The sequence below is a fragment of the Caballeronia sp. ATUFL_F2_KS9A genome (assembly GCF_023630765.1).
Taxonomy (GTDB): domain Bacteria; phylum Pseudomonadota; class Gammaproteobacteria; order Burkholderiales; family Burkholderiaceae; genus Caballeronia; species Caballeronia zhejiangensis.
Map to the genome: position 1 here is coordinate 121,472 of NZ_JALQEK010000029.1, position 21,814 is coordinate 143,285.

At 64.8% G+C, this 21,814-nt stretch carries 17 protein-coding genes; 9 read left to right on the plus strand and 8 right to left on the minus strand.

The genetic code is table 11. The annotated features are described in order from the left end of the window. The first annotated feature begins 293 nt into the window (after nt 1-293). From NCS67_RS16235 to NCS67_RS16255, 5 genes are all read left to right on the plus strand, one after another. Nucleotides 294-680 carry a PaaI family thioesterase gene (locus tag NCS67_RS16235; protein WP_008353455.1) on the plus strand — a complete coding sequence of 129 codons (387 nt, stop codon included), beginning with the start codon at nt 294-296 and terminating at the stop codon, nt 678-680. Then, nucleotides 680-1,597, plus strand: coding sequence for a LysR family transcriptional regulator (locus tag NCS67_RS16240; protein WP_008353454.1), 918 nt, complete (start codon nt 680-682; stop codon nt 1,595-1,597). Before NCS67_RS16235 ends, NCS67_RS16240 begins: the two co-directional genes overlap by 1 nt. Nucleotides 1,598-1,722: 125 nt before the next feature. Beyond that, entirely contained in the window at nt 1,723-2,916 is a 1,194-nt protein-coding gene (locus NCS67_RS16245; RefSeq protein ID WP_175979299.1) for a CaiB/BaiF CoA transferase family protein, read from the plus strand. After that, entirely contained in the window at nt 2,913-3,851 is a 939-nt protein-coding gene (locus tag NCS67_RS16250) for a hydroxymethylglutaryl-CoA lyase (RefSeq protein WP_250435720.1), read from the plus strand. The genes NCS67_RS16245 and NCS67_RS16250 overlap by 4 nt, the downstream gene beginning before the upstream one ends. A gap of 33 nt (nt 3,852-3,884) precedes the next feature. Then, nucleotides 3,885-5,222, plus strand: coding sequence for an MFS transporter (locus tag NCS67_RS16255; RefSeq protein ID WP_250435721.1), 1,338 nt, complete (start codon nt 3,885-3,887; stop codon nt 5,220-5,222). Nucleotides 5,223-5,351: 129 nt separating this feature from the next. Here the strand turns inward: NCS67_RS16255 and NCS67_RS16260 are convergent, their stop codons facing one another. Continuing rightward, the gene (locus NCS67_RS16260; RefSeq protein ID WP_175979301.1) at nt 5,352-7,751 is read right to left on the minus strand and encodes a phosphoketolase family protein; all 2,400 of its coding nucleotides are present in this window, start codon (nt 7,749-7,751) and stop codon (nt 5,352-5,354) included. Between the two features lie 175 nt (nt 7,752-7,926). Next, nucleotides 7,927-9,225: a glycosyltransferase family protein gene (locus NCS67_RS16265; RefSeq protein WP_008353448.1), complete on the minus strand. Its 1,299-nt coding sequence runs from the start codon at nt 9,223-9,225 to the stop codon at nt 7,927-7,929. A 134-nt stretch (nt 9,226-9,359) separates the two neighbouring features. On the opposite strand from NCS67_RS16265, the gene NCS67_RS16270 reads away from it, so the two are divergent. Beyond that, the gene (locus tag NCS67_RS16270) at nt 9,360-13,727 is read left to right on the plus strand and encodes a DEAD/DEAH box helicase (protein ID WP_250435722.1); all 4,368 of its coding nucleotides are present in this window, start codon (nt 9,360-9,362) and stop codon (nt 13,725-13,727) included. 36 nt (nt 13,728-13,763) lie between these two features. On the opposite strand, the gene NCS67_RS16275 is transcribed toward NCS67_RS16270, so the two are convergent. Beyond that, a complete protein-coding gene (locus NCS67_RS16275; protein ID WP_250435723.1) occupies nt 13,764-13,985 on the minus strand; it encodes a hypothetical protein in 222 nt (73 codons plus the stop codon). 441 nt (nt 13,986-14,426) lie between these two features. Between NCS67_RS16275 and NCS67_RS16280 the strand changes: the two genes are divergently transcribed. Next, nucleotides 14,427-16,571 (plus strand): serine/threonine-protein kinase, encoded by a 2,145-nt coding sequence (locus NCS67_RS16280; RefSeq protein WP_033536133.1) that lies wholly within the window; start codon nt 14,427-14,429, stop codon nt 16,569-16,571. 7 nt (nt 16,572-16,578) lie between these two features. On the opposite strand, the gene NCS67_RS16285 is transcribed toward NCS67_RS16280, so the two are convergent. Continuing rightward, entirely contained in the window at nt 16,579-17,391 is an 813-nt protein-coding gene (locus tag NCS67_RS16285; protein ID WP_250435724.1) for a class I SAM-dependent methyltransferase, read from the minus strand. Between the two features lie 71 nt (nt 17,392-17,462). Further along, nucleotides 17,463-17,885 (minus strand): phasin family protein, encoded by a 423-nt coding sequence (phaP, locus tag NCS67_RS16290; RefSeq protein WP_008353443.1) that lies wholly within the window; start codon nt 17,883-17,885, stop codon nt 17,463-17,465. 297 nt (nt 17,886-18,182) lie between these two features. Between phaP and NCS67_RS16295 the strand changes: the two genes are divergently transcribed. Next, a complete protein-coding gene (locus NCS67_RS16295) occupies nt 18,183-18,374 on the plus strand; it encodes a DUF2964 family protein (protein ID WP_033536164.1) in 192 nt (63 codons plus the stop codon). A gap of 18 nt (nt 18,375-18,392) precedes the next feature. Here NCS67_RS16295 and NCS67_RS16300 read toward each other — a convergent pair whose 3' ends face one another. Beyond that, nucleotides 18,393-18,767: a DUF3564 family protein gene (locus NCS67_RS16300; RefSeq protein WP_033536165.1), complete on the minus strand. Its 375-nt coding sequence runs from the start codon at nt 18,765-18,767 to the stop codon at nt 18,393-18,395. Nucleotides 18,768-19,343: 576 nt separating this feature from the next. Here NCS67_RS16300 and NCS67_RS16305 point away from each other — a divergent pair. After that, on the plus strand, nt 19,344-20,333 hold the full coding sequence (locus NCS67_RS16305) for a zinc-dependent alcohol dehydrogenase family protein (RefSeq protein WP_250435726.1): 990 nt from the start codon (nt 19,344-19,346) through the stop codon (nt 20,331-20,333). Nucleotide 20,334: 1 nt separating this feature from the next. On the opposite strand, the gene NCS67_RS16310 is transcribed toward NCS67_RS16305, so the two are convergent. Both NCS67_RS16310 and NCS67_RS16315 read right to left on the minus strand, forming a co-directional pair. Next, nucleotides 20,335-21,039 (minus strand): Crp/Fnr family transcriptional regulator, encoded by a 705-nt coding sequence (locus tag NCS67_RS16310; RefSeq protein WP_008353439.1) that lies wholly within the window; start codon nt 21,037-21,039, stop codon nt 20,335-20,337. Between the two features lie 75 nt (nt 21,040-21,114). Next, on the minus strand, nt 21,115-21,768 hold the full coding sequence (locus NCS67_RS16315; RefSeq protein WP_250435728.1) for a glutathione S-transferase family protein: 654 nt from the start codon (nt 21,766-21,768) through the stop codon (nt 21,115-21,117). Nucleotides 21,769-21,814: the final 46 nt, after the last annotated feature.

A 21,814-nucleotide genomic window follows, 5' to 3' on the forward strand; every position in this document is an offset into this window, starting at 1 on the left:
CCTTTAATGCAGTGTGTTGCGTTCGTGAGACGCTTTGTCACGACGCATATTTACGCGCACAAAGATGCGCCATGCGATTCATGACGGAACCTCATGAAACGCATATAGCGAATTTTTGTGTGCGTTGCCAAACAGAACGCGGTCCGGTCGGTTTGTAAATCGGAACTGCGTAAATCGAACCCGCCGCGTGCGGGTTTTTCCATTCTGGATGTCCGGAAAACAGGTTCGTGCCGCCCGGCAGCGCCTGGCCGCCGATGGCACAATCGCCGCAACGCAGGCAATCAGGAGCAAAGGTGGCGAACCTGGATCTGGACAATCCGTTTCTCGAAGCGCTCGGCGCGACGCTCACGGAATGGCGCGCGGGCTACGCCGAATTCACGATGCCGATACACGCCGGGCATCTGAACCGGCAGCGCATCCTGCAAGGCGGCGCGATCGCCACGCTGCTCGACGCCGCTTGCGGCTACGCCGGTCTCTTTCCGACCGGCGCCGCGCCTGTGCACGGCTTCACTCTTTCGCTGACCGTGAACTATCTCGATCGCGGCATCGGCGACAAGGTCGTCGCAAAAGGCTTTCTCGAACGTCAGGGACGCTCCGTCTATTTTGCACGCGGCGAAGCGTGGGTCGACGATCGCGTGATGATCGCGAGCGCGCAAGGCACCTTCAAATACGCGCGCTGATGGCTACCCGCAATCTCCTTCGGCGTCTCGATCTCACGACGCTGCAACTCTTTCTCGCGGTGTTCGAGGAAGGCACGCTCACGCGCGCGGCGGAACGCGAGGCGATCGCGGTGTCGGCGGCGAGCAAGCGTCTGCTCGAACTGGAGCAGGCCGTCGGCGCCGCGCTGTTCGAACGCAAGGCGCGCGGCATGGCGCTGACGCCGGCGGGCGAAACGCTGCTTCATCACGCGCGGCGCGTGCTGCGCGATGTCGAGAACATCGGCATCGAACTCGCGGAACATGCGAGCGGCGTCCGCGGCTACGTGCGGATGATGGCGAATCTCTCGGCGATCGTCGAATTCCTGCCGGAAGACTTGCGCGCGTTTTCGTCCGTGCACGAGCAGATCAAGATCGATCTCGAGGAGCGCCCGAGCGGCGGCATCGTGGAAGGCGTCGCGGACAGTCTCGTCGACCTGGGCATCTGTTCCGGCGACGCCGACACGCGCGGCCTCGAAACCGCGCATTACCGGCACGACCGGCTCGCGCTCGTCATGCCCGGCGATCATCCGCTGGCGAAGCGCGCGAGCATCGCATTCGCGCAGACGCTCGACTTCGATCACATCGGGCTGCATTCGGCGAGTTCGATCAACCAGCGCACGCATCTCGCGGCGCGTCAGGCGGGGCGCGCACTGCGGTTGCGCATCCACGTTCCCGGTTTCGACGCCGTGTGCCGCATGGTGCAGGCGGGCATGGGCGTCGGCGTGCTGCCGATGCAGGTCTTCGAAGCGATGGGTCGTCAGCTCGGACTCGCGGCCGTCGCGCTCGACGACGACTGGGCAGCGCGCAGCCTCGTGATCGTCGTGCGCGATTCGGATGCGCTATCGCCCGTGAGCCGGCTGCTGTTCGATCATCTGCGGACCGTCGAAGCAGGCATTTAGCATTCAAAAAACCGGCGAGCGTTCGCGTTTGACGAACGATGCTTGCCGAAATGCGGTTGGACGCCCCCGAGCGTTCGCCAATAAGCTTGTCTCCATCGAAAAGCACATCATCAGGAGACAGCGGCATGAGCGGACCTCTTCAGGGCATTCGCGTCATCGAAATCGGCACGCTGATCGCCGCGCCGTTCGCGGCGCGCATGCTGGCCGAATTCGGCGCGGAAGTCATCAAGATCGAAGCGCCGAATACCGGCGATCCCCTGCGCAAATGGCGCAAGCTGCACGAGGGCACTTCGCTCTGGTGGTATCTGCAATCGCGCAACAAGAAGTCGGTGTGCGTGAATCTCAAGTCGCCCGAAGGCGCGGACGTGATCAAGCGTCTCGCCGCCGATGCCGACATCGTCATCGAAAACATGCGGCCCGGCGCGCTCGAAAAACTCGGTCTCGGCTGGGACGTTTTGCATGCAATAAACCCGAAGCTCACGATGGTCCGCATCTCCGGCTACGGCCAGACGGGTCCGTACCGCGACCGGCCGGGCTTCGGCGCGATCGGCGAGGCGATGGGCGGCATCCGTTACACGACGGGCGACGCAGAAGGGCTGCCGGCGCGCGTCGGCGTGAGTCTCGGCGATTCGCTCGCTTCGCTGCACGGCGTGATCGGCGCGCTGATGTCGGTGCTGCGCGTGAAGACCGGCAAGGGCGACGGCCAGGTGGTCGATGTCTCGCTCGTCGAAAGCGTGTTCAATCTGATGGAAAGCCTCGTGCCCGAATACGATCTGCTCGGCCATGTGCGCGAGCGCAGCGGCGGGGCGCTGCCGGGCATTGCGCCGTCGAACACGTATCGCACGGAGGATGGCGGCTTCGTTGTGATCGCGGGCAACAGCGACCCGATCTACAGGCGGCTCATGAACGTGATCGGCCGTCCCGATCTCGCGGACGATCCCGCGCTTGCCCGCAACGACGGCCGCGTGCGTCACAGCGCAATGCTCGACGAAGCGATCACCGCGTGGACCTCGCATCACTCGATGGACGATGTCCTGGCGACGCTCGAACGCGAGGAAGTGCCGTCGGGTCGCATCTACTCCGTCGCGGACATCGTCAACGACGCGCATTACCAAGCGCGCGACATGCTGCTGAAGGCAGAACTGCCGGGCGGCGCATCGGTGAAGATGCCGGGCATCGTGCCGAAGCTCTCCGATACGCCGGGCGAAGTGCACTGGCAAGGCCCGGCGCTCGGCGAGCATACGCAATCGGTGCTCGAATCGCTCGGCTTCGCCGCGGATGAAGTGGAACGGCTGCGTGCCGAAGGAGCGGTGCAATGAATTACGAATACAAAGAACCGTTGGTCGTGCAGGAGGTCGCGCCGCGCGACGGTCTGCAGATCGAAAAGCAGTGGGTCGGGACCGAAGACAAGATCGCGCTGATCGACGCATTGTCGGCGTGCGGCTTCACGCGCATCGAGGCGGGCTCGTTCGTGTCGCCGAAAGCGATTCCCGCGCTGCGCGATGGCGACGCGGTCTTCAACGGCATCCGGCGCGGGCGAGGCGTGATCTACGTCGCGCTCGTGCCGAACGTGAAGGGCGCCGAGCGCGCGCTCGCCGCGGGCGCCGATGAACTGAACCTCGTGATGTCCGCGAGCGAGACGCACAATCGCGCGAACATGCGTATGAGTTGCGAGTCGTCGCTGGCCGGTTTCGGCGATGTCGTTCGGCTCGCCTCCGGCAAGGCTTCGCTGAACGCGACCGTCGCGACCGCGTTCGGCTGCCCGTTCGAGGGGCGCATCGACGAAGAGCGCGTCGTGTCGATCGCGCGGACGTATCGCGAAATGGGCATCGACGGCATCACGCTCGCGGATACCACCGGCATGGCGAATCCGCGTCAGGTCGCGCGGCTGGTCGCACGCGTGCTCGAACACGTCCCCGCCGCCGATCTGACGCTGCACTTTCACAATACGCGCGGCCTCGGCCTCGCCAACGTCCTCGCTGCCTACGACACCGGCGCGCGCCGTTTCGACGCCGCGCTCGGCGGTCTCGGCGGCTGTCCGTTCGCGCCGGGCGCTTCGGGAAACATCTGCACCGAAGACCTCGTGAACATGTGCGATGAGATGAGCATTCCGACGGGCATCGATCTGCCAAGGCTGATTGCGCTGTCGCGCACGTTGCCCGCGCTCGTCGGACACGAAGTGTCGGGACAAGTCGCGAAGGCGGGACGCAATTGCGATCGGCATCCGGCGCCCGATTACGTGCAAGCGATCTAATTCAAAAGACCAAAACAACACTGGAGACAAAACATGAGCGATCTAAGCGTCCACGCGGCCGATGAGCCGCACATTGTCGGCAACACCTCGCACATCATCCGCAAGGTGGCATTGCGGCTCATGCCGCTCATCATGCTGTGCTATTTCTTCGCGTTTTTCGACCGCATCAATATCAGCTTCGCGAAGTTTCAGATGCAGAGTTCGCTCGGCCTGTCGGACACCGCATACGGTCTCGGCGCGAGTCTTTTCGTGATCGGCTATGTGCTCTTCGAAGTGCCGAGCAACATGCTGCTCTACAAGGTCGGCGCGCGCCGCTGGATCGCGCGCATCATGATTTCGTGGGGCATCGCGACCGCGCTCATGGTCTTCGTGCAGACGGAATGGCAGTTCTACGGACTGCGCTTCATCATCGGCGCGATGGAAGCGGGCTTCGCGCCGGGCGTGCTGTATTACCTGACGCTGTGGTTTCCGGCGAGCTATCGCGGGCGCATCACGTCGATGCTGTTTCTCGCGTCGGCCTTCTCGGGGCTTTTCGGTGCGCCGCTGTCGGGGCTCGTGCTCGGGCATCTGAATGGCGTCGCGGGCATCGCGGGATGGCACTGGCTGTTCCTGCTCGGCGGCCTGCCGTGCGTGCTGCTCGGCATTCTCGTGCTGAAGGTGCTGAAAGATCGCGTCGATGACGCCGCGTGGCTCACGAGCGACGAGAAGACGTATCTGAAGAGCCAGATCTCGACGCAAAGTCAGCATACCGACACCGGCCATTCGCTGTTCGGCGCGATCAGGACGCCCGGCTTCCTGATGCTCGGCCTGATCTACTTCCTGATTCAGATCGCGTCGTACGGTCTCAACTTCTGGGCGCCGCATCTGATCCGCGCGGCGGGCACGCAGAATCCGACGATCATCGGCTTGCTCACGGCCGTGCCCTATATCTGCGGCGCGATCTGCATGGTCGTGGTCGGCCGCATGTCGGACCGGTCGGGCGAGCGCCGCAAGTTCGTCGCGACGCTGCTCGTGATGGCGGCTGCCGGCTTCTTCGCGGCGGGCATCTTCGACAAGCAGACGACGCTGCTCATCGCCGCGCTCGGCGTGATGGGCGCGGGTGTGATCGCCTCGATTCCGGCGTTCTGGGCGCTGCCGCCGAAGCTCTTGACCGGCGCTGGCGCGGCGGGCGGGATTGCGCTGATCAACACGCTGGGGCAACTGGGCGGCATCGTGAGCCCGGTGATGGTCGGCCGCATCCGCGACACGATGGGCAGCACGACGCCCGCGCTGTATGCGATCGGCGCGATGAGCGTGCTGTGCGCGCTGTTGCTGCTCTTCGGCTTGCCGCAGACGCTCAGGCAGAAGGATCATTCGGAGGGCAAAGCCTGACGCCAAGGCTTCTCCGAACGGGAAAGCGCCCGGCGGACTGAATGTCCCCGGGCGCTTTTTGCATTTTGCATCTGGCGTTTTGCATTCATCAGGCCAGATGGCATCTTGCATGCCGCATTCAGTCTCGCATCAATCCTTCCACGTCCACTCGCGGATCTCGTCGCGATCGATGCCTTCCTCATGCGCGTACCGCACGCTCTCGATGATCTGGTTCTTGAGCCATTCCTTCGTATGCGCGCTGCTGCCCGCGATGCGCGGCACGCGGTCGATCACGTCGATCGCGAGCGTATAGCGATCCACGCCGTTGATGATCGCGAGTTCGAACGGCGTGTTGATGTTGCCGCGCTCGCGATAGCCGTGAACGTGCATGTTCGCGTGATTCGTGCGGTTGTACGTGAGCTTGTGCACGAGCGACGCGTACGAGTGGAAGTTGAAGATCACGGGTTTGTCGCGCGTGAAGATCGAATCGAAATCGCGATGCGACAAGCCGTGCGGATGCTCGGTGTCCGGCAGCAGCCTGAAGAGATCGACGACGTTGACGAAGCGAATCTTCAGATCGGTGCAATGCGCCTTCAGGATTTCGACGGCGGCGAGCGCTTCCATCGTCGCGATATCGCCCGCGCACGCGATCACGACATCCGGCTCCGCGCCCTGATCCGTCGACGCCCAGTCCCAGATGCCGATGCCCTTCGCGCAATGCACGATGGCGTCCTGCATGTTCAGATATTGCAGATGCGGCTGCTTGTCCGCGACGATCACATTCACGTAGTCGTGCGTGCGCAGACAGTGATCCGCGACGCTCAACAGGCAGTTCGCATCGGGCGGCAGATAGATACGCACGACGTTCGGGCTCTTGTTCGTGACGACATCGAGAAAGCCGGGATCCTGATGCGTGAAGCCGTTGTGATCCTGCCGCCACACGAGCGACGTGATGAGCAGGTTGATCGACGGCACCGGCGCGCGCCAGCCGACTTCGGTTTTTGCTTTTTCGAGCCACTTCGCGTGTTGGTTGAACATCGAATCGATGACGTGCACGAACGCTTCGTAGGTCGCGAAAAGACCGTGACGCCCGGTGAGCACGTAACCTTCGAACCAGCCTTCGAGCGTGTGCTCCGACAGCATCTCCATGACGCGTCCGTCGACGGACAGCGCGCCGCCGTCTTCGTCTTCGGGCAGCGTCTGTGCGATCCAGCGCTTGCCCGATACTTCGTACACGCCGTCGAGCTTGTTGCTCGCGGTCTCGTCCGGGCCAAAGAGACGGAAGCTCGTCATGTTGCGGCGGATCACTTCGCGCAGGAACGTGGCGAGCACGGCCGTCGGCGACGTGTAGACGCTTGCGGCGCGTTTGAACTCGAACGCGTAGTCGCGGATATCGGGCATGTCGAGCGATTGCCGCAGCGCGCCGCCGTTCGCGTGCGGATTCGCGCTGATGCGGCGCGTGCCTTCGGGCGCGAGCGCGCGCAGCGGTTCGATCAGACGGCCGTCTTCATCGAACAGTTCCTCGGGCTTGTAGCTGCGCAGCCACGCTTCCAGTTGCGCGAGACTGCGGGGATTGCTTACGGCATCCGCGATCGGCACCTGATGCGAGCGCCAGTAATCCTCGACCTTCCGGCCGTCGACTTCCTTCGGTCCGGTCCAGCCTTTGGGCGTGCGCAACACGATCATCGGCCAGCGCGGGCGCGTCACGTTCTCAGGATTGGCGCGCGCGTTCGCCTGAATCGCGCGGATATCGGCGATGCAGCGTTCCAAGGTCGCGGCCATGCGCTGATGCATCGTTTCCGGATCGTCGCCTTCGACGAAATGCGGCGCGTAGCCGTAGCCCCTGAACAGGTCTTCGAGCTCGTCGTGCGGAATGCGCGCGAGGATCGTCGGATTGGCGATCTTGTAGCCGTTCAGGTGGAGAATCGGCAGCACGGCGCCGTCGGTCGCGGGATTGAGAAACTTGTTCGAATGCCACGATGTGGCGAGCGGGCCGGTTTCCGCTTCGCCGTCGCCCACGACCGCCGCGACGATCAGATCGGGATTGTCGAACGCCGCGCCGAACGAATGCGACAGGCTGTAACCGAGCTCGCCGCCTTCGTGAATCGATCCCGGCGTTTCCGGCGTGCAATGCGAGCCGATGCCGCCCGGCGAGGAAAACGCGCGAAAGAGCTTGAGCATGCCGCGCTCGTCGAAACTGCGATCGGGGTAAATCTCCGAGTAATGGCCTTCGAGCCACGAGTTCGCGAGCGTCGCGGGCGCGCCATGGCCGGGACCGGAGACGAACAGGACGTTCAGATCATCGCGCTTGATGAGCCGGTTCAGATGCACCCAGACGAACGACTGGCCGGGATCGGAGCCCCAGTGTCCGAGCAGACGCCGCTTGATGTGTTCGCGCTCGAGCGGCTCGCGCAGCAGCGGATTCGCGCGCAGGTAAATCATGCCGACCGAAAGATAATTGCAGGCCCGCCAGTAGGCGTCGATCTTCGCGAGAAGATCGGGATCGAGAGGCGTCTCGAGGGCGGTCGTGCCAGTGACGTCGTCGTTCAATTGGTTCTCCTGATGAGTGAGAGGATTGGTCGAGCGTCGTGCGTGCGGCTTGCGCAGATCGAATCCTGCGCGCTGGTTAATGATCGGCTGTGATTGTGGCGGTTTGGTTGCAGGGCACGCGCGGCGCCGTCCGGTACATCTTACCGGCGGCGCGGCAACGATGGTGGCGAGCGCGTCATTCCATCGCGGCGTGGCGGAGGTCGTAGTCCATGATAAGCGCGCGGTTATCTTCCCACATGCCGATGTAATGAACCATGAAGCTGTCCGGGCGGCGATAGACCCAGGGCGTGTTCAGTTCGATGAAATCGTAAATGCGCGTCGCATCGAAGTCCGGCAGCGAGTGGAAGACATCGATGAAGTAATACTGATCGCCCTGGTTCGCATAGATGTGGGATCTGTCGTCCAGGTTCCGGCACCTTTCGATCACGCGCGCGAGAGCGTCGTAGTTCTGCTGATTGCGCTGAAAGCCCATGATGCCGGAGTTGAACGCCCACGTTCCGATATCGCGTGCCAACACGGTGTCGCGTTCGCGCGTGAGCGGTTCGAGACGGCGGTTCATGTCGTTGATGAGCACATCGGCATCGAGCCAGAACACCCATTGATGATGCGGCAAGTACGCGTGCAGCAACGCGGCCTTGTGCCAGTTCGCCGACGTCTTTCCGTCGTTCAATCGCGGCGGAACATCGCGATGCACGTAAAGCGTGTAACCGTGGCGTTTGCAATATTGCCTGATGTTGGCCTCGGCGATGCGCCCGTACTGCGCGATATTCGGCGTATAGAGCATGACGATCGCGATCGCGTGGTTCGGTTGATAGACGCTTTGCGTTTCGGTTTCATGCACGCCCGGATTGGCGAGCGAGAGAAACGGCGTTGCGCGCGTCCTGCATTCGTTGATGTGTTCAAACGCTGCCGCACGAAGCCGCCGATGATGTTTCTCGTCGCGAAAGCAGGTGGAGAAGCTGTTCCACGTCGCCCAGACGCATTCGAGATTGACCGCGGCCGGAAGCACAACGTACACGTCGCCGACACGGAACTGTTGCGGGCAAATCGTGAAGTCATGCAGCATTTCGCCTTCGTTTTCCGGCAACGCGACGCCGAGCCGGCAGCGGCCGACGAGATCCGCGAGCTTGCGGCGCACCGGTTCTGTATTGCGGAAGATGAGGATATCCGTCTGCGGGATATGGCCTTCGGCGCAAGTCAGGAGCCAGTCGCGCCCGGCCATGAGATCGGGCAATGCGACGGGCCGCAGTATCGCGGCGTTCTCGCTCAGCAGCATGAGGATTTCGTTCGGCGCGGCGCGGCTCAAATGACGCAGCAACGCTTCGTACTTGTAGACCCATTGCAGGTGCTTGTTGCTTCCCGACAAATCGGACAAGTCGATCTCGATGTGGCGATAGCCGAATTCCCGTGCGTAGTGGCGATGGTTGGCGAGCGCGCCGGGCGCGTGGTCGGACAGAAGGCTTAGGACGATCATGAGAGGCGGAAAGCGTTTGAACGGATTGCTTGGGCGAACCGCCTAGCATCGCTGTAAAGCGTTCCGGGTCGCATGGGAACTGTCCGAAAAGCGCCAGTAATACGCCGTTTCTCAAGCGCCCATAGAATGTCCGAATGATCCGAAAATCCGCTTCCATCGCCGACGCGCTGCACGGCTTTCATCCCGCCGTCGCCGCGTGGTTCGGCGCCCGCTTTCCCGCGCCGACCGCGGCGCAGGCGCGCGCGTGGCCGCTCGTCCACGCGCGCCGCTCGACGCTCGTCGCCGCGCCGACCGGCTCCGGCAAGACGCTTACCGCGTTTCTCGCCGCCATCGACGAACTGGTGCGTGACGGCGTCGCGCGCGGCGGGACGCTGCCGGACGAGACGCGCGTCGTATACGTGTCGCCGCTGAAGGCGCTGTCGAACGACATCCACGTCAATCTGGAGGAGCCGCTCGCGGGCATCGCCCAGACCTTGCGCGAATCCGGCGTGGCGGCGCCCGAGATTCGCGCGGCCGTCCGTACCGGCGACACGACGCAGCAAGAGCGCAACGCCGTCAGGAAGCGCCCGCCGCATATCCTCGTTACGACGCCGGAATCGCTCTACGTGCTGCTGTCGTCCGATTCCGGCCGCGCGATGCTTTCGACCACGCGCACGGTGATCGTCGATGAGATTCATGCGGTCGCGGGCAGCAAGCGCGGTTCGCACCTGAGCCTGTCGCTCGCGCGCCTCGACGCGCTGTGCGAGGAAGCGGGCGGGCAGCGGCCCGTGCGCGTCGGCTTGTCGGCGACGCAAAAGCCGATCGAACTCGTCGCGAAGTTTCTCGTCGGTGATAACCAGCCCTGCGAGATCGTCGATGCCGGACATGTTCGAGCGCGCGATCTCGCGCTCGACCTCCCGCCGATGCCGCTCGAAGCGATCATGTCCAACGACATGTGGGAGCGCGTCTACGACCGACTCGCGGAGCTTGCCGGGCTGCATCGGACGACGCTCGTCTTCGTCAACACGCGGCGCATGGCCGAGCGCGCGGCACGGCATCTGACCGAGCGCCTCGGCAAGGAAGCCGTCGCCGCACATCACGGCAGTCTTGCGCGCGAGCATCGGCTGGACGCGGAGCAGCGTCTGAAGCGCGGCGAACTGCGCGTGCTGATCGCGACGGCGTCGTTGGAACTGGGCATCGATATCGGCGATGTCGATCTCGTCTGCCAGATCGGCTCGCCCGGCTCGATCGGCGCATTCTTGCAGCGTGTCGGGCGCTCCGGGCATCACGTCGGCGGCGTGCCGAAAGGACGGCTTTTCCCGATCTCGCGCGACGATCTGATCGAATGCGCGGCGCTCCTCGATTGCGTGCGGCGCGGCGAACTCGATGCCCTGACGATCCCGCACGCGCCGCTCGACGTGCTCGCGCAGCAGATCACCGCCGAAGTCGCGTGCCGCGAGTGGGGCGAGGACGCACTGTTCGAGCGCATCACGCGCGCGTATCCGTACGCGACGCTCGATCGCGCGCATTACGAGGCCGTGCTGCGCACGCTCGCGGAAGGCTATACCGGACGGCAGGGCGTGCGCGCGGCGTACGTGCATCGCGATGCGGTCTCGCGCACGCTGCGCGGCCGTCGCGGCGGCAAGCTGACCGCCGTGACCTCGGGCGGCGCGATACCGGACAACGCCGATTTCGCCGTGATCCTCGAACCGCAAGGCTTGCAGATCGGCACGGTGAACGAGGATTTCGCCGTCGAGAGTCTCGCGGGCGACATCTTTCAGCTCGGCAATACGTCGTACCGGATCGTGCGCGTGGAAGGCGGGCGCGTGCGCGTCGAAAACGCGAACGGCCAGCCGCCGAACATCCCGTTTTGGCTCGGCGAAGCGCCGGGCCGCAGCGACGAGCTTTCTCATGCGATTTCGCGTCTGCGCGCCGATGTCGACGCATGGCTCGATGGCGGCGTCGAAGCGACGGTCGCGCGGCTTGCACAAGAAAGTGGCATCGACATCGAAGCCGCGCGGCAGATCGTCGATTATCTGGCGCGTTCGCGCGCCGCGCTGACCGTGCTGCCGACGCAGGACACGCTCGTCATGGAGCGCTTCTTCGACGAATCCGGCGGCACGCAGCTCGTCATCCACGCGCCGTTCGGCAGCCGCGTGAATCGTGCGTGGGGACTCGCGCTGAGAAAGCGCTTCTGCCGCACGTTCAACTTCGAGCTGCAGGCGGCCGCGACCGAGGACGCGATCGTGCTGTCGCTGACGGGCAGCCACAGCTTTGCGCTCGATGACGTCTGGCGCTATCTGAAATCGGCGACTGCGGAGCACGTGCTGATCCAGGCGCTGCTCGACGCGCCGCTCTTTGGCGTGCGCTGGCGCTGGAACGCGACCAACTCGCTTGCGCTGCCGCGCTATACCGGCGGGCGCAAGGTCGCGCCGCAGTTGCAGCGCATGAAAAGCGAGGATCTGCTCGCGGCGGTGTTCCCGGATCAGGTCGCGTGCGCGGAAAACATCTCGGGCGAGCGCGACGTGCCGACGCATCCGCTCGTCGAGCAGACGATCGACGATTGCCTCCACGACGCGATGGATGCCGACGCGTGGCTCGCGCTCCTGCGGCGCATCGAAGCAGGCGATGTGCGGCTCGTCACGCGCGAATTGCCCGCGCCGTCGCCGCTCGCGGCCGAGATTCTGTCGGCGCGGCCGTATGCGTTTCTCGACGATGCGCCGCTCGAGGAACGCCGCACGCAGGCCGTGCTCGCGCGCCGATGGAGCGATCCGCAATCGGCGGACGATCTCGGCGCGCTCGATCCCGACGCCATCGCGAGCGTGCGCGACGAAGCCTGGCCCGAAGTCACGAGCGCCGATGAAATGCACGAGGCGCTTTCGACGCTCGCCTGCATCGCCGAATCCGAAGCGCAACGCGACCCGCAATGGATCGCGTGGCTGGATGCGCTCGCGCGCTCCGGCCGAGCGACGCGTCTGCAGATCGCGGAGCACGACGCGCTGTGGACGCCCGTCGAACGTCTCGCGTGTGTGCGCGCCGTCTACGAGCATGCGCCGATGCATCCGTCGCTGCAGCCGCCGCCCGGTTTCGACGATGCGTGGACAACCGACGACGCGCTCGTCGAAATCGTGCGCGCGCGTCTGTCGGGATTCGGGCCGCTGACGGTGCCGGAGATCGCGCGTCCGCTCGCGCTGCCCGCGTCGGCGATCGCGCTCGCCCTGACGCGGCTCGAAGCGCAGGGCTACGTGATGCGCGGACGGTTCGCGCCGGGCGCGCAGGTCGAAGAGTGGTGCGAGCGGCATTTGCTCGCGCGGATTCATCGCTATACGGTGCGGCGGCTGCGTCGCGAAATCGAGCCGGTCGAGCGGCAGGATTTCATGCGCTTTCTGCTCGAATGGCAGCGCGTCGCGCCCGATTCGCGCGGCGAGGGCCGCGACGCGCTCGGCGCCGTGCTCGAACAGCTCGAAGGTTTCGAGGCGCCCGCCGTCGCGTGGGAGGAAGAAATACTGCCGGCGCGCATCGCCGATTATTCGGGCATGTGGCTCGACGATCTGTGCCGCGCGGGCAAACTCGTGTGGACGCGTCCGGCAGGACGCTCGCGCGCATCGGGCGGTCCGGTGCGCGGCACGCCGATCGTGCTGCTGCCGCGCCGTCACCTCGATGCATGGAACGCGCTCATGCGTCCCGACGAAGCGCCGCAACTGTCATCGCGCGCCGAACGCGTGTTCGACGCGCTCAAAGCGCACGGCGCGATGTTCTTCGACGAACTGCTCTCCGACGTGCGCCTTCTGCGCACCGAACTCGAAGACGCGCTCGGCGAACTGGTCGCGCTCGGACTCGTCAATGCCGACAGTTTCGCGGGCCTGCGCGCGCTGCTCGCTCCGGCGGCGAAGCGCAACGCGTTCGCGCGGCGTCCGAGGCGCGGTGGCCTCTTCATCGGCGGAATGGACGACGCGGGCCGCTGGGCGCTCCTGCGCCGCGCGAAACCGGACGACGCGCGCGAAGACGGCGATCTCGAACACATCGCGCTGACGCTTTTGCGGCGCTACGGCGTCGTGTTCTGGCGTCTTCTGGAGCGCGAGGCGCAATGGCTGCCGCCGTGGCGCGATCTGCTGCGCGTCTATCACCGGCTGGAAGCGCGCGGCGAGATTCGCGGCGGGCGCTTCGTCGCCGGGCTCGCGGGCGAGCAATTCGCGCTGCCCGAAGCCGTGCCGCTGCTGCGCGACATGCGCAAGCGGCCGAAGGACGGCGTGTTCGTGGTGCTGTCGGCGGTCGATCCGCTCAATCTCGTCGGCACCTTGCTGCCGGGAGAAAAAGTGCCGGCGCTCGCGGCCAATCGCGTGCTGTATCTCGACGGCGTGCCGGTCGGCGCGGTGGTCGCGGGCAAGACGCGCTATTTCGGCGATTTCGATGGAGAAGGGCGCGAGCGCATGCGTCTCGCGCTCGTCAAGCGCACGGCCCGTTCGCTCGGCAGTTCCATCGGCAGCGGAGTGACGGGCGCGAGCATGCCGACGCGCCATTGAAGCGGCGAAGGACGCGATCCCTCGCCGCTATCGACGTTATTTCTTCGAGACGAATCTCGTGGTGAACGGACCGGCCTGCGTAGCGGGCACGTCCTTCACCGGCACGCCCGGATAATCGACGACGCGATTCGTCGCCGATGCCGGCCGGATGCGAAACAATGGACGCACGCCATCGCGCGCGCCGCCGACGATCGTATGCATCGCCTGCCTGTCGAGTTCGACGCTGTCGGCGAGATCCCTGATTTTGATGACGGCCATGGATGCTTCCTCCAGAGTGGGGAGTCGCAATCGAGTATAGACAATCGTCTTCGATGTGCCGGAGCGACTCCGTAATCCGCAACACCGATCGCGCGTGAACGCCAATGGCGGCACAAGGCGCGTGCCTTCTGCCGCAAAGACGTTCGTGAAGACCGATGCGAATCGCGTGCCAACGCCGCGTGCGAGCGGCATGAACTGTCCAGTGCGTTGATTTTTCGATCCTTTTTGCCACGCGGCGAGTTCGTGCCAAGCGTATTTCGATGGCGTGACGCCAACACTCGTCATCGATGTGTCGGTCTCCGAACGACATGTGCGCGATGCCGCTCATGATCGAAAACGCCATTTGCGAAAGCTCCATGTGAAGGCTAGTATCGAACGATCACCGGGGTTTTGTTACGACAAGTAGTTGTCGATCGATTGGAGCCGCGTCGCGTCGCACAGATGACAAGTTTTGCGCAAGCGATTCGTACTTATCGGGGCGACGGCGGGTCGCGCGACGAGTTCTTTGCGGGAGTGGACGGCGCACTGGCGACCGAACAGACTCCGGCAAGGCGGCTCATGGAGATCCTCGACGAGGAGCACGCGGCGCGGCCGTTGCCCCCCGACATCTATGCGGCCATCCGCCGCCGCATCGAGCATGCGGCGCGCATGCGTCCCGAAGCCGATTCCCCTACCGGGCCCGCGAGCCGCGACGAGACGCGTCTGCAAACGTCGCCGGGTTTCGCGCCGCCGCCTTCGCGCGATCCGAGCGGCGGCACCGGGAGTCAGGCGACGCAAGTGATGGTCGATCACGATCAGCAGATGAAAGGCGTCGGCGACACGCTCAACAGCCGCTTCGTGCTGGAAGAATGTCTCGGCATCGGCGGAATGGGGACCGTGTACAAGGCGCTCGATCTGCGCAAGCTCGAAGCGTCGGACCGGCGGCCGTATGTCGCGATCAAGGTGCTCAATCTCCAGTTCCGCGGCAATCCGAAATCGCTGATCGCGTTGCAGCGCGAGGCGCGCAAGGCGCAGCAGCTCGCGCATCGGAATATCGTCACCGTGTACGACTTCGACCGCGACGGTCAGGTCGTCTATCTGACGATGGAATATCTGTCCGGCCAGCCTCTCTCGCGTCTGCTTCGGAACCCGAACTTCAAGGGCATGCCGTTCTCCGAGGTCTTTCCGATCTTCAAGGGCATGGCCAACGCGCTCGCCTACGCGCACGAACGCGGCTTCGTGCACTGCGATTTCAAACCGGCCAACGTGTTTCTCACGGACACGTCGGAAGTGAAGGTGATCGACTTCGGCATTTCGCGCGTGATCCAGCGGCCCGAGGAGGAAACCGAGGCGACCGTGTTCGATCCCGGCAGCCTCGGCGCGCTCACGCCCGCGTACGCGAGCCCGGAGATGCTGGAGCATCGCGAGCCCGATCCGCGCGACGACATTTACGCGCTCGGCTGCATCACCTACGAATTGCTGACGGGCAAGCATCCGTTCGATCGCGTGCCCGCGTTGCAGGCGAGAAGCGCGGGCATGAAGCCGCAGCGTCCCGAGCATCTCGGCAACAAGCAGTGGAAAGCGCTGAAGGCCGCGCTCGCATTCGAACGCGAAGCGAGGACGCCGAGCGTCACGCAATTTCTCGAAGATATCGCCGACGAAAATGCCGCGTCGCCCGCGGGCCGCAAGGGAAAAAAAGGCGGCGTGCCGAAGTTTGCGATCGGCGCGGCGGCGCTCGTGGCCCTGCTGGCGGCGGGCGCGGGATATTACTTCTACGATCAGTCGAGGGGCGGCGAGGAAGTTGCGCACGAAGCGCCGCCCGCGCCGGCAGAAGGCAGCGCCGCGGGCACGGTGACACCGCATTCGCCCGGCGCGCCCCCCGCTTCGGCGGCGGTGGCGGTCACGCCCGCCGTGCCCGCGACGCCCGTTCCCGAACTCACTATGGCCGCCGTCACGCCCGTGCTCGGGAGCGTGCCGTGCTCGGCGCTGGTGGCGTCGGTGCACGATCAGACCGTCGACGTGCAGGGCTTCGTATCGCAGAAATACGGTCTCGCGCGACTGAAGGAAGCGCTCGGCCGCGTGCCAGGCGTGAAAACGACGAACTTCGGCGTGCAGCCGGTCGCCGACGACAAATGCGATCTGCTCAAGGTGTACGGCCCGTTCTGGACGGCCAACCGCCAGTCGGGGCGACCGGCATCGGTGCACACGCGCTCGCGCGCGACGAGCCTCACCGAAGGCGACCCGCTCATCGTCGATCTGATGACGCCCGCGTTCGAGTCCTACGTCAACGTCGACTATTTCATGCTCGATGGCAGCGTCGTGCATCTGTTGCCGAACGCGCGCTCGCGCGACAACCAGGCGCCCGCGAACTACACGGCGACCATCGGCACAATGGGCGATTGGGTCGTCGGCAAGCCGTTCGGTTCGGAGATGATCGTGCTGACAGTCACGCCCGCGCCGCTCTTCGACTCGCCGCGCCCCGACAGCGAAGCGAAGTCCGAATATCTGCGCGCCGTCGACAAGCGGCTCTCGGCGCTCGCGGGCAAATACGGCCGCGAGCGCGTCGCCGTCGATATCTTTCAGATCACGACGCAAGCCAAAAAGTAGCGCCGGCTCAGGGTTTCGTGGCGGACGCCAGCACACAGGGCATCGGCACGAGCAGCTCGCCGTGCCGCGCGTACGCCGTCACGCGGGCGTGCACTTCCTGCGCGATTGCGGCAAGCGCGCTTTTCGATTGCGCGCGCAGCAGCGCCGCCATTCGCACGCCGCCGTGCATCAAGGCGTCGAGCGGCGTTTCGGGCAGCACGAGATGCCACGTTTGCTCGACTTCGACGGCGCGCGCGTCGGCAAAGCCGGCTTCGGTGAGCACGCGCACACATTCGTCGGGATCGCTGAAGCGAAAGAAGGGCGGCGAGGGCGGCAGTCCGACATCGAGCGTCCCATGCAGCCGCACCGCGTCGAGCACCATGCCGAAGCCGACCGCGCGTTCGGGTGCAGCCCACGTGGTGAACGCAATGCGTCCGCCCTGGCGGAGCACGCGCGCCGCTTCGTCGAGCGCGCGCTCGGGCTCGGGAAAATGCAGCATGCCGAAGTTGATGCCGACGGCGTCGAAGCTTTCGTCGCCGAACGGCAACTGCTCCGCGCCCGCGAGATGAAACTCGATCTCGGGATGAAACTGCCGCGCGTGCGCGATCATCGACGCGGAAAAATCCACGGCCGCCGCAGTCGCGCCACGCTCGATCGCCGCCGCGGCGAGATTGCCCGGCCCGGCGGCGACATCGAGCATGCGGATGCCCGGCGCGACCGAAAGCGCATCGAGCAGCGCGGGATGCGCCTGAACGGTCAGCCTTCCAAAATAGTCCTCGTACGACGGGACCACATGCTCCCAGCCGTCCTTCTCGAACGCTGCGAATTCGTCGAATTGCATGACGCACCTCCGCTCGCCGCACGCGCGGCTCGTCGTTGCCGGAGGCCGGGCCTCGTCAGGACCGCGCGAGGCTAGGTCTTGGGCTTCTCGATAGAAGCTTTGAGTTCGTTCAGGGCGTCTTCCATGCGTTTGCTGACGAGCGCATAGGCTTCGGCCTGAGTCTGCTGGGTCGTGCGCGCGATGTCCTGCATGTCCGCGAGCGCGTTGTGCAGCGCGCGTTGCACGACTTCGTTGGCGTTGAACGGCGGTTGCGTCGAGGTCGTGGCGAATTGTTTTGCGATGCCTTCGAGATCGCTCAAGGTCCGGCGCAGGATTTCGAGTTGTTTGTCGCGCAGCGCCTCCATGCCGCCGAACGCGACGCGATTGGTCGCCGCGAGCGCTTCGACGTCCTTGCGGCGCGATTCCATGATCGCGGTGACGTCGAACCCAGGAAGCTGGTACTGCTGGAACATGGCTGCAAACTGGCTGAACGGATCGCTGAAATTTTGGTTCATCGTGCCTCCCCAGGGTTTTGTCGGTCGAATGCGAGCCATTCTTGCGGGCAAAAGCGAGGATGGCCCGGGCAGCATGCGCCGTGTGCGCGAAGCCATGCCAACGCGCAGCCAGCACCTGATACTACCAATATAAGCCGTGGAAATGGGGCAAGGGAAAACACCAGAACGAGCGGTCGCCTCCCCGGCGCGCGCGACGTTCGATTGAGGTTGATGCAGGTCAATTCGTGCCGCGCCGAGCAAGCGACCATTGAATTATCGCGGCGCGGTATCGGTGCGCCCGACGGTCGGGAGAACATCATGATCAGGGGTGAAGGGCGCATCGTCGCGGCTTTGGGCGCGGTGTTCGTGACGCTGGGCGGCATCAATGCGGCGCTGCGCGGCCTGCTCTTCGACGAGACGTCGGTGATGTACTACGGCGTGCTCGCGATACTCATCGGGGCTGCGTCGTTCGTCGTGATGCTGACACCGTTCCCGAGCGACGAGCCTTGACGATTGAGCGCGTGCCGATCAGATTCTCTCCTCGTCGGCGAATACGCCGTGCTCCGCCTTGATCTGCTCGCGATCGATGCACTGGACGTGCCAGCGTCCGGTGCTCTTCATGCCCGCGCCGTCGGCATACCAGAGGACGCGTCCCGCGAGACCCTCGCATGGGCCATCCGGCGCGTCGACATCGAGGCGCTCCAGAACGCAGATGGGATCGCCCACTTGCTGGCCGCAAATCATCGTGCCGTTCGAACCTGTGCGCAAGCCGCCCCAGTCCGGCACATCGACGGACTGATGACCCTCGCGCGACCATCGGCGGGTTTCCTTGTCGAGCCACAGGATGGCGTAGGCCGCCGATTGAGCGCCTTCGAAGCCATCCAGCTTGACCGTGATACGCATGTCATCCTCCATGAAGCAAATTCGATGGACGAAGACGCTCGGCGCTTTCGCCGGCCATGAGCGTCCTCGGTTGAATGGCGGCTTGCGCCGCGCGTATTGTTGAGGCGTTGCGACGCGATCTTCTCAGACCGCGATGAGAGGTTCGAACTGGACGCCGCAGATAAGTTTAATCGCGCCGCATGTAATGGGTTCCATCGCCGATGCGTTCGTAAGGCACGCTTCGGATCGCGAACTTGCCGCGCCGCAACAGCGATGATGTCCGAACCACACAAGCAAGTCCGATGCCGAAATGTGTCGCCGACACATGTTCGCTTCGTGACTGCATGAGTCAAGTTTAGTACGACAATCTGACCGTTCAGCGACAGTCATCAGAGGCAAATCGCCGCACGCGCGAGCAACCGATGCGCGATGCGTGCGCCGCATCATCGCGTGATGTGGCGTAACCAGAATGCCCGGCGAGCGTGCATCGGTGCACCAAGGCGGCTTCGCGCGCCCCAGCGCATCGCGCGTGCGTGCCGTTCGTTTGCTGCTGCGACGGACAACACGCTGCGCTGCAATATCGATGGAGATGAATTCATGCGCGCAATGGTCTTCGACGGCAACGGTCCTTTCCTGCAGTTGCGCGATCTGCCCGATCCGGTGCCGCGCGCAGGTGAACTGCTCATCGACGTCCATGCGTGCGGCGTGTGCCGCACCGATCTGCATGTAGTCGACGGCGAGCTCGCGCATCCGAAGCGGCCCGTGATACCGGGCCACGAGATCGTGGGAACGGTCGCGCGGCTCGGCGCGGGCGTGACGAACTTCGCGCCCGGCGATCGCGTGGGCGTGCCGTGGCTGGGCCATACCTGCGGCCGTTGCCGCTACTGCATCGCCGGCCGCGAGAATCTCTGCGATGCGCCGGGTTTCACCGGCTATACGATCGACGGCGGTTATGCGCAACGCGTCGTCGCCGATGCGCGCTACTGCCTGCATCTGCCGCAACGGTATTCGGACGTGGAAGCCGCGCCGCTGCTGTGCGCGGGACTGATCGGCTATCGCACGCTCGCGATGGCCGGCGACGCGCAGCGCATCGGCATCTATGGCTTCGGCGCGGCCGCGCATATCGTCGCGCAGGTGGCGAAGCATCAGGGGCGCGCGGTCTATGCGTTCACGCGTCCGGGCGATATCGCGGCGCAACGTCTCGCGCTCGCCCTGAAGGCGCATTGGGCGGGCGGCAGCGACGAGACGCCGCCCGATGAACTCGACGCCGCGCTGATCTTCGCGCCCGCCGGCGCGCTCGTGCCCGCGGCGCTCAAGGCGGTCGCGAAGGGCGGCGCCGTGGTGTGCGGCGGCATCCACATGAGCGACATTCCTTCGTTTCCGTATGCGCTGCTCTGGGGCGAGCGGCGCGTCATGTCGGTGGCGAATCTCACGCGCGAGGACGGCCGCGCGTTCATGGGGATCGCCGCGCAGTTTCATTTGGATCTGCACACGACGCCTTATCCGCTCGACGAAGCGAACCGCGCACTCGCCGATCTGCGCGACGGCAAGCTGACGGGCGCGGCGGTGCTGACGGTCCGCGCGTGAATCAGTGATGTTCGAGCATCGCGCGATCGACGATGCGGACTTGACGCCCGTTGAGCCCGATCGCGCCTTCGCGCTGCAGCTTCGAGAGCGTGCGGCTCACGGTTTCGAGTTCGAGCCCGAGATAGCTGCCGATATCCGCGCGCGTCATCGGCAAGAGAAGATCGACCGGATGTCCGCCGGATGACGTTGCCCCCGCGTCGAGGCGTTCGGCGAAATCGAGCAGGAACGCCGCGACGCGTTCGCGCGCGGGCATGGTGCCGAGCATCAGCGCGAGACGCGATGCGCGCACGATTTCCGCGCTCATGATCGCGAGCAGTTCGTGCTGCATCCCCGCGTATTCGCGACACAGCGGTTCCAGAATGCCGACCGGCATGATCCGCACGACGCTCGCTTCGAGCGCGACGGCGTCGCTTTCGTGCCGGTTCGTGCATATGCCGTCGAGACCGAGCGTTTCGTTTTCGAAGTGAAAGCCCGTGACCTGCGTGTGCGGCGCGCTGTCATCGTCGCTGCTGGGGAATGTCGCAACGGTCTTGAAGCAACCGCTTTGCACCGTATACAGGCTGCGCAACGGCTCCCCCGCGCAATACAACGCATCGCCACGCTCGACGGTGCGCGTCGGAAACGGGATCGCGTCGGTGTCCGAAAAGCGGACGTGCAACGTCGGCGCGCGCCGGGTCGAAGCGCCTGCATCGATTGAAGGTTCCATTGCGACTTCCTCCTTCAAGACCAGTATGGTTCACGAATGGAGGAAAAGAAAATCGGCCTGACTCGCGCGACCGTTTCAGAACTCGATATCGAGTTCGTCGATTTCCTCGGCTTCCTGTTGCGCATCGGCGATCCAGCGGCGCATCTCCGGCATCGCGAGAATGCGCTCGCCGTACGCGACGATATCGGCGTCGAGCTTGACATCGTAGGTGACGAAGCGCGTGACGACCGGCGCGAACATCGCGTCCGCGCACGTCCGTTCGCCGAACAGATACGGACCACCATACCGCGCGAGACATTCATGCCAGATCGTCACGATCCGCTCGATGTCGGTCTGCGCGCGCGCCCATACCTTGAAGCCCGGAAAGTGCGCCTTCAGGTTCATCGGCAGGGCGGAGCGCAGTGCGGCAAAACCCGAGTGCATCTCGCCGCAAATCGCGCGGCAATGCGCGCGTTCGGCGCGCTCCTTCGGCAACAGGCCGGCATCGGGGCATACTTCATTCAGATATTCCGCGATGGCGAGCGTGTCCCAGACCTTGATGCCATCGTGAAAGAGACACGGCACGAGTATCGATGGCGACAGCAAAAGCAGTTCGGCGCGCGCGCCGGGATCGTCGGCGGGCATCACGACTTCCTCGAACGGCAGTCCGCTGAACTTCGTGAGCAGCCAGCCGCGCAGCGACCAGGACGAATAGTTCTTGCTGCTGATGGTGAGCGTGGCGTTCGCCATGAGTCGTTCCTCGCGCGTCGTGCACCAAGACGGATCGAGCGCGGTG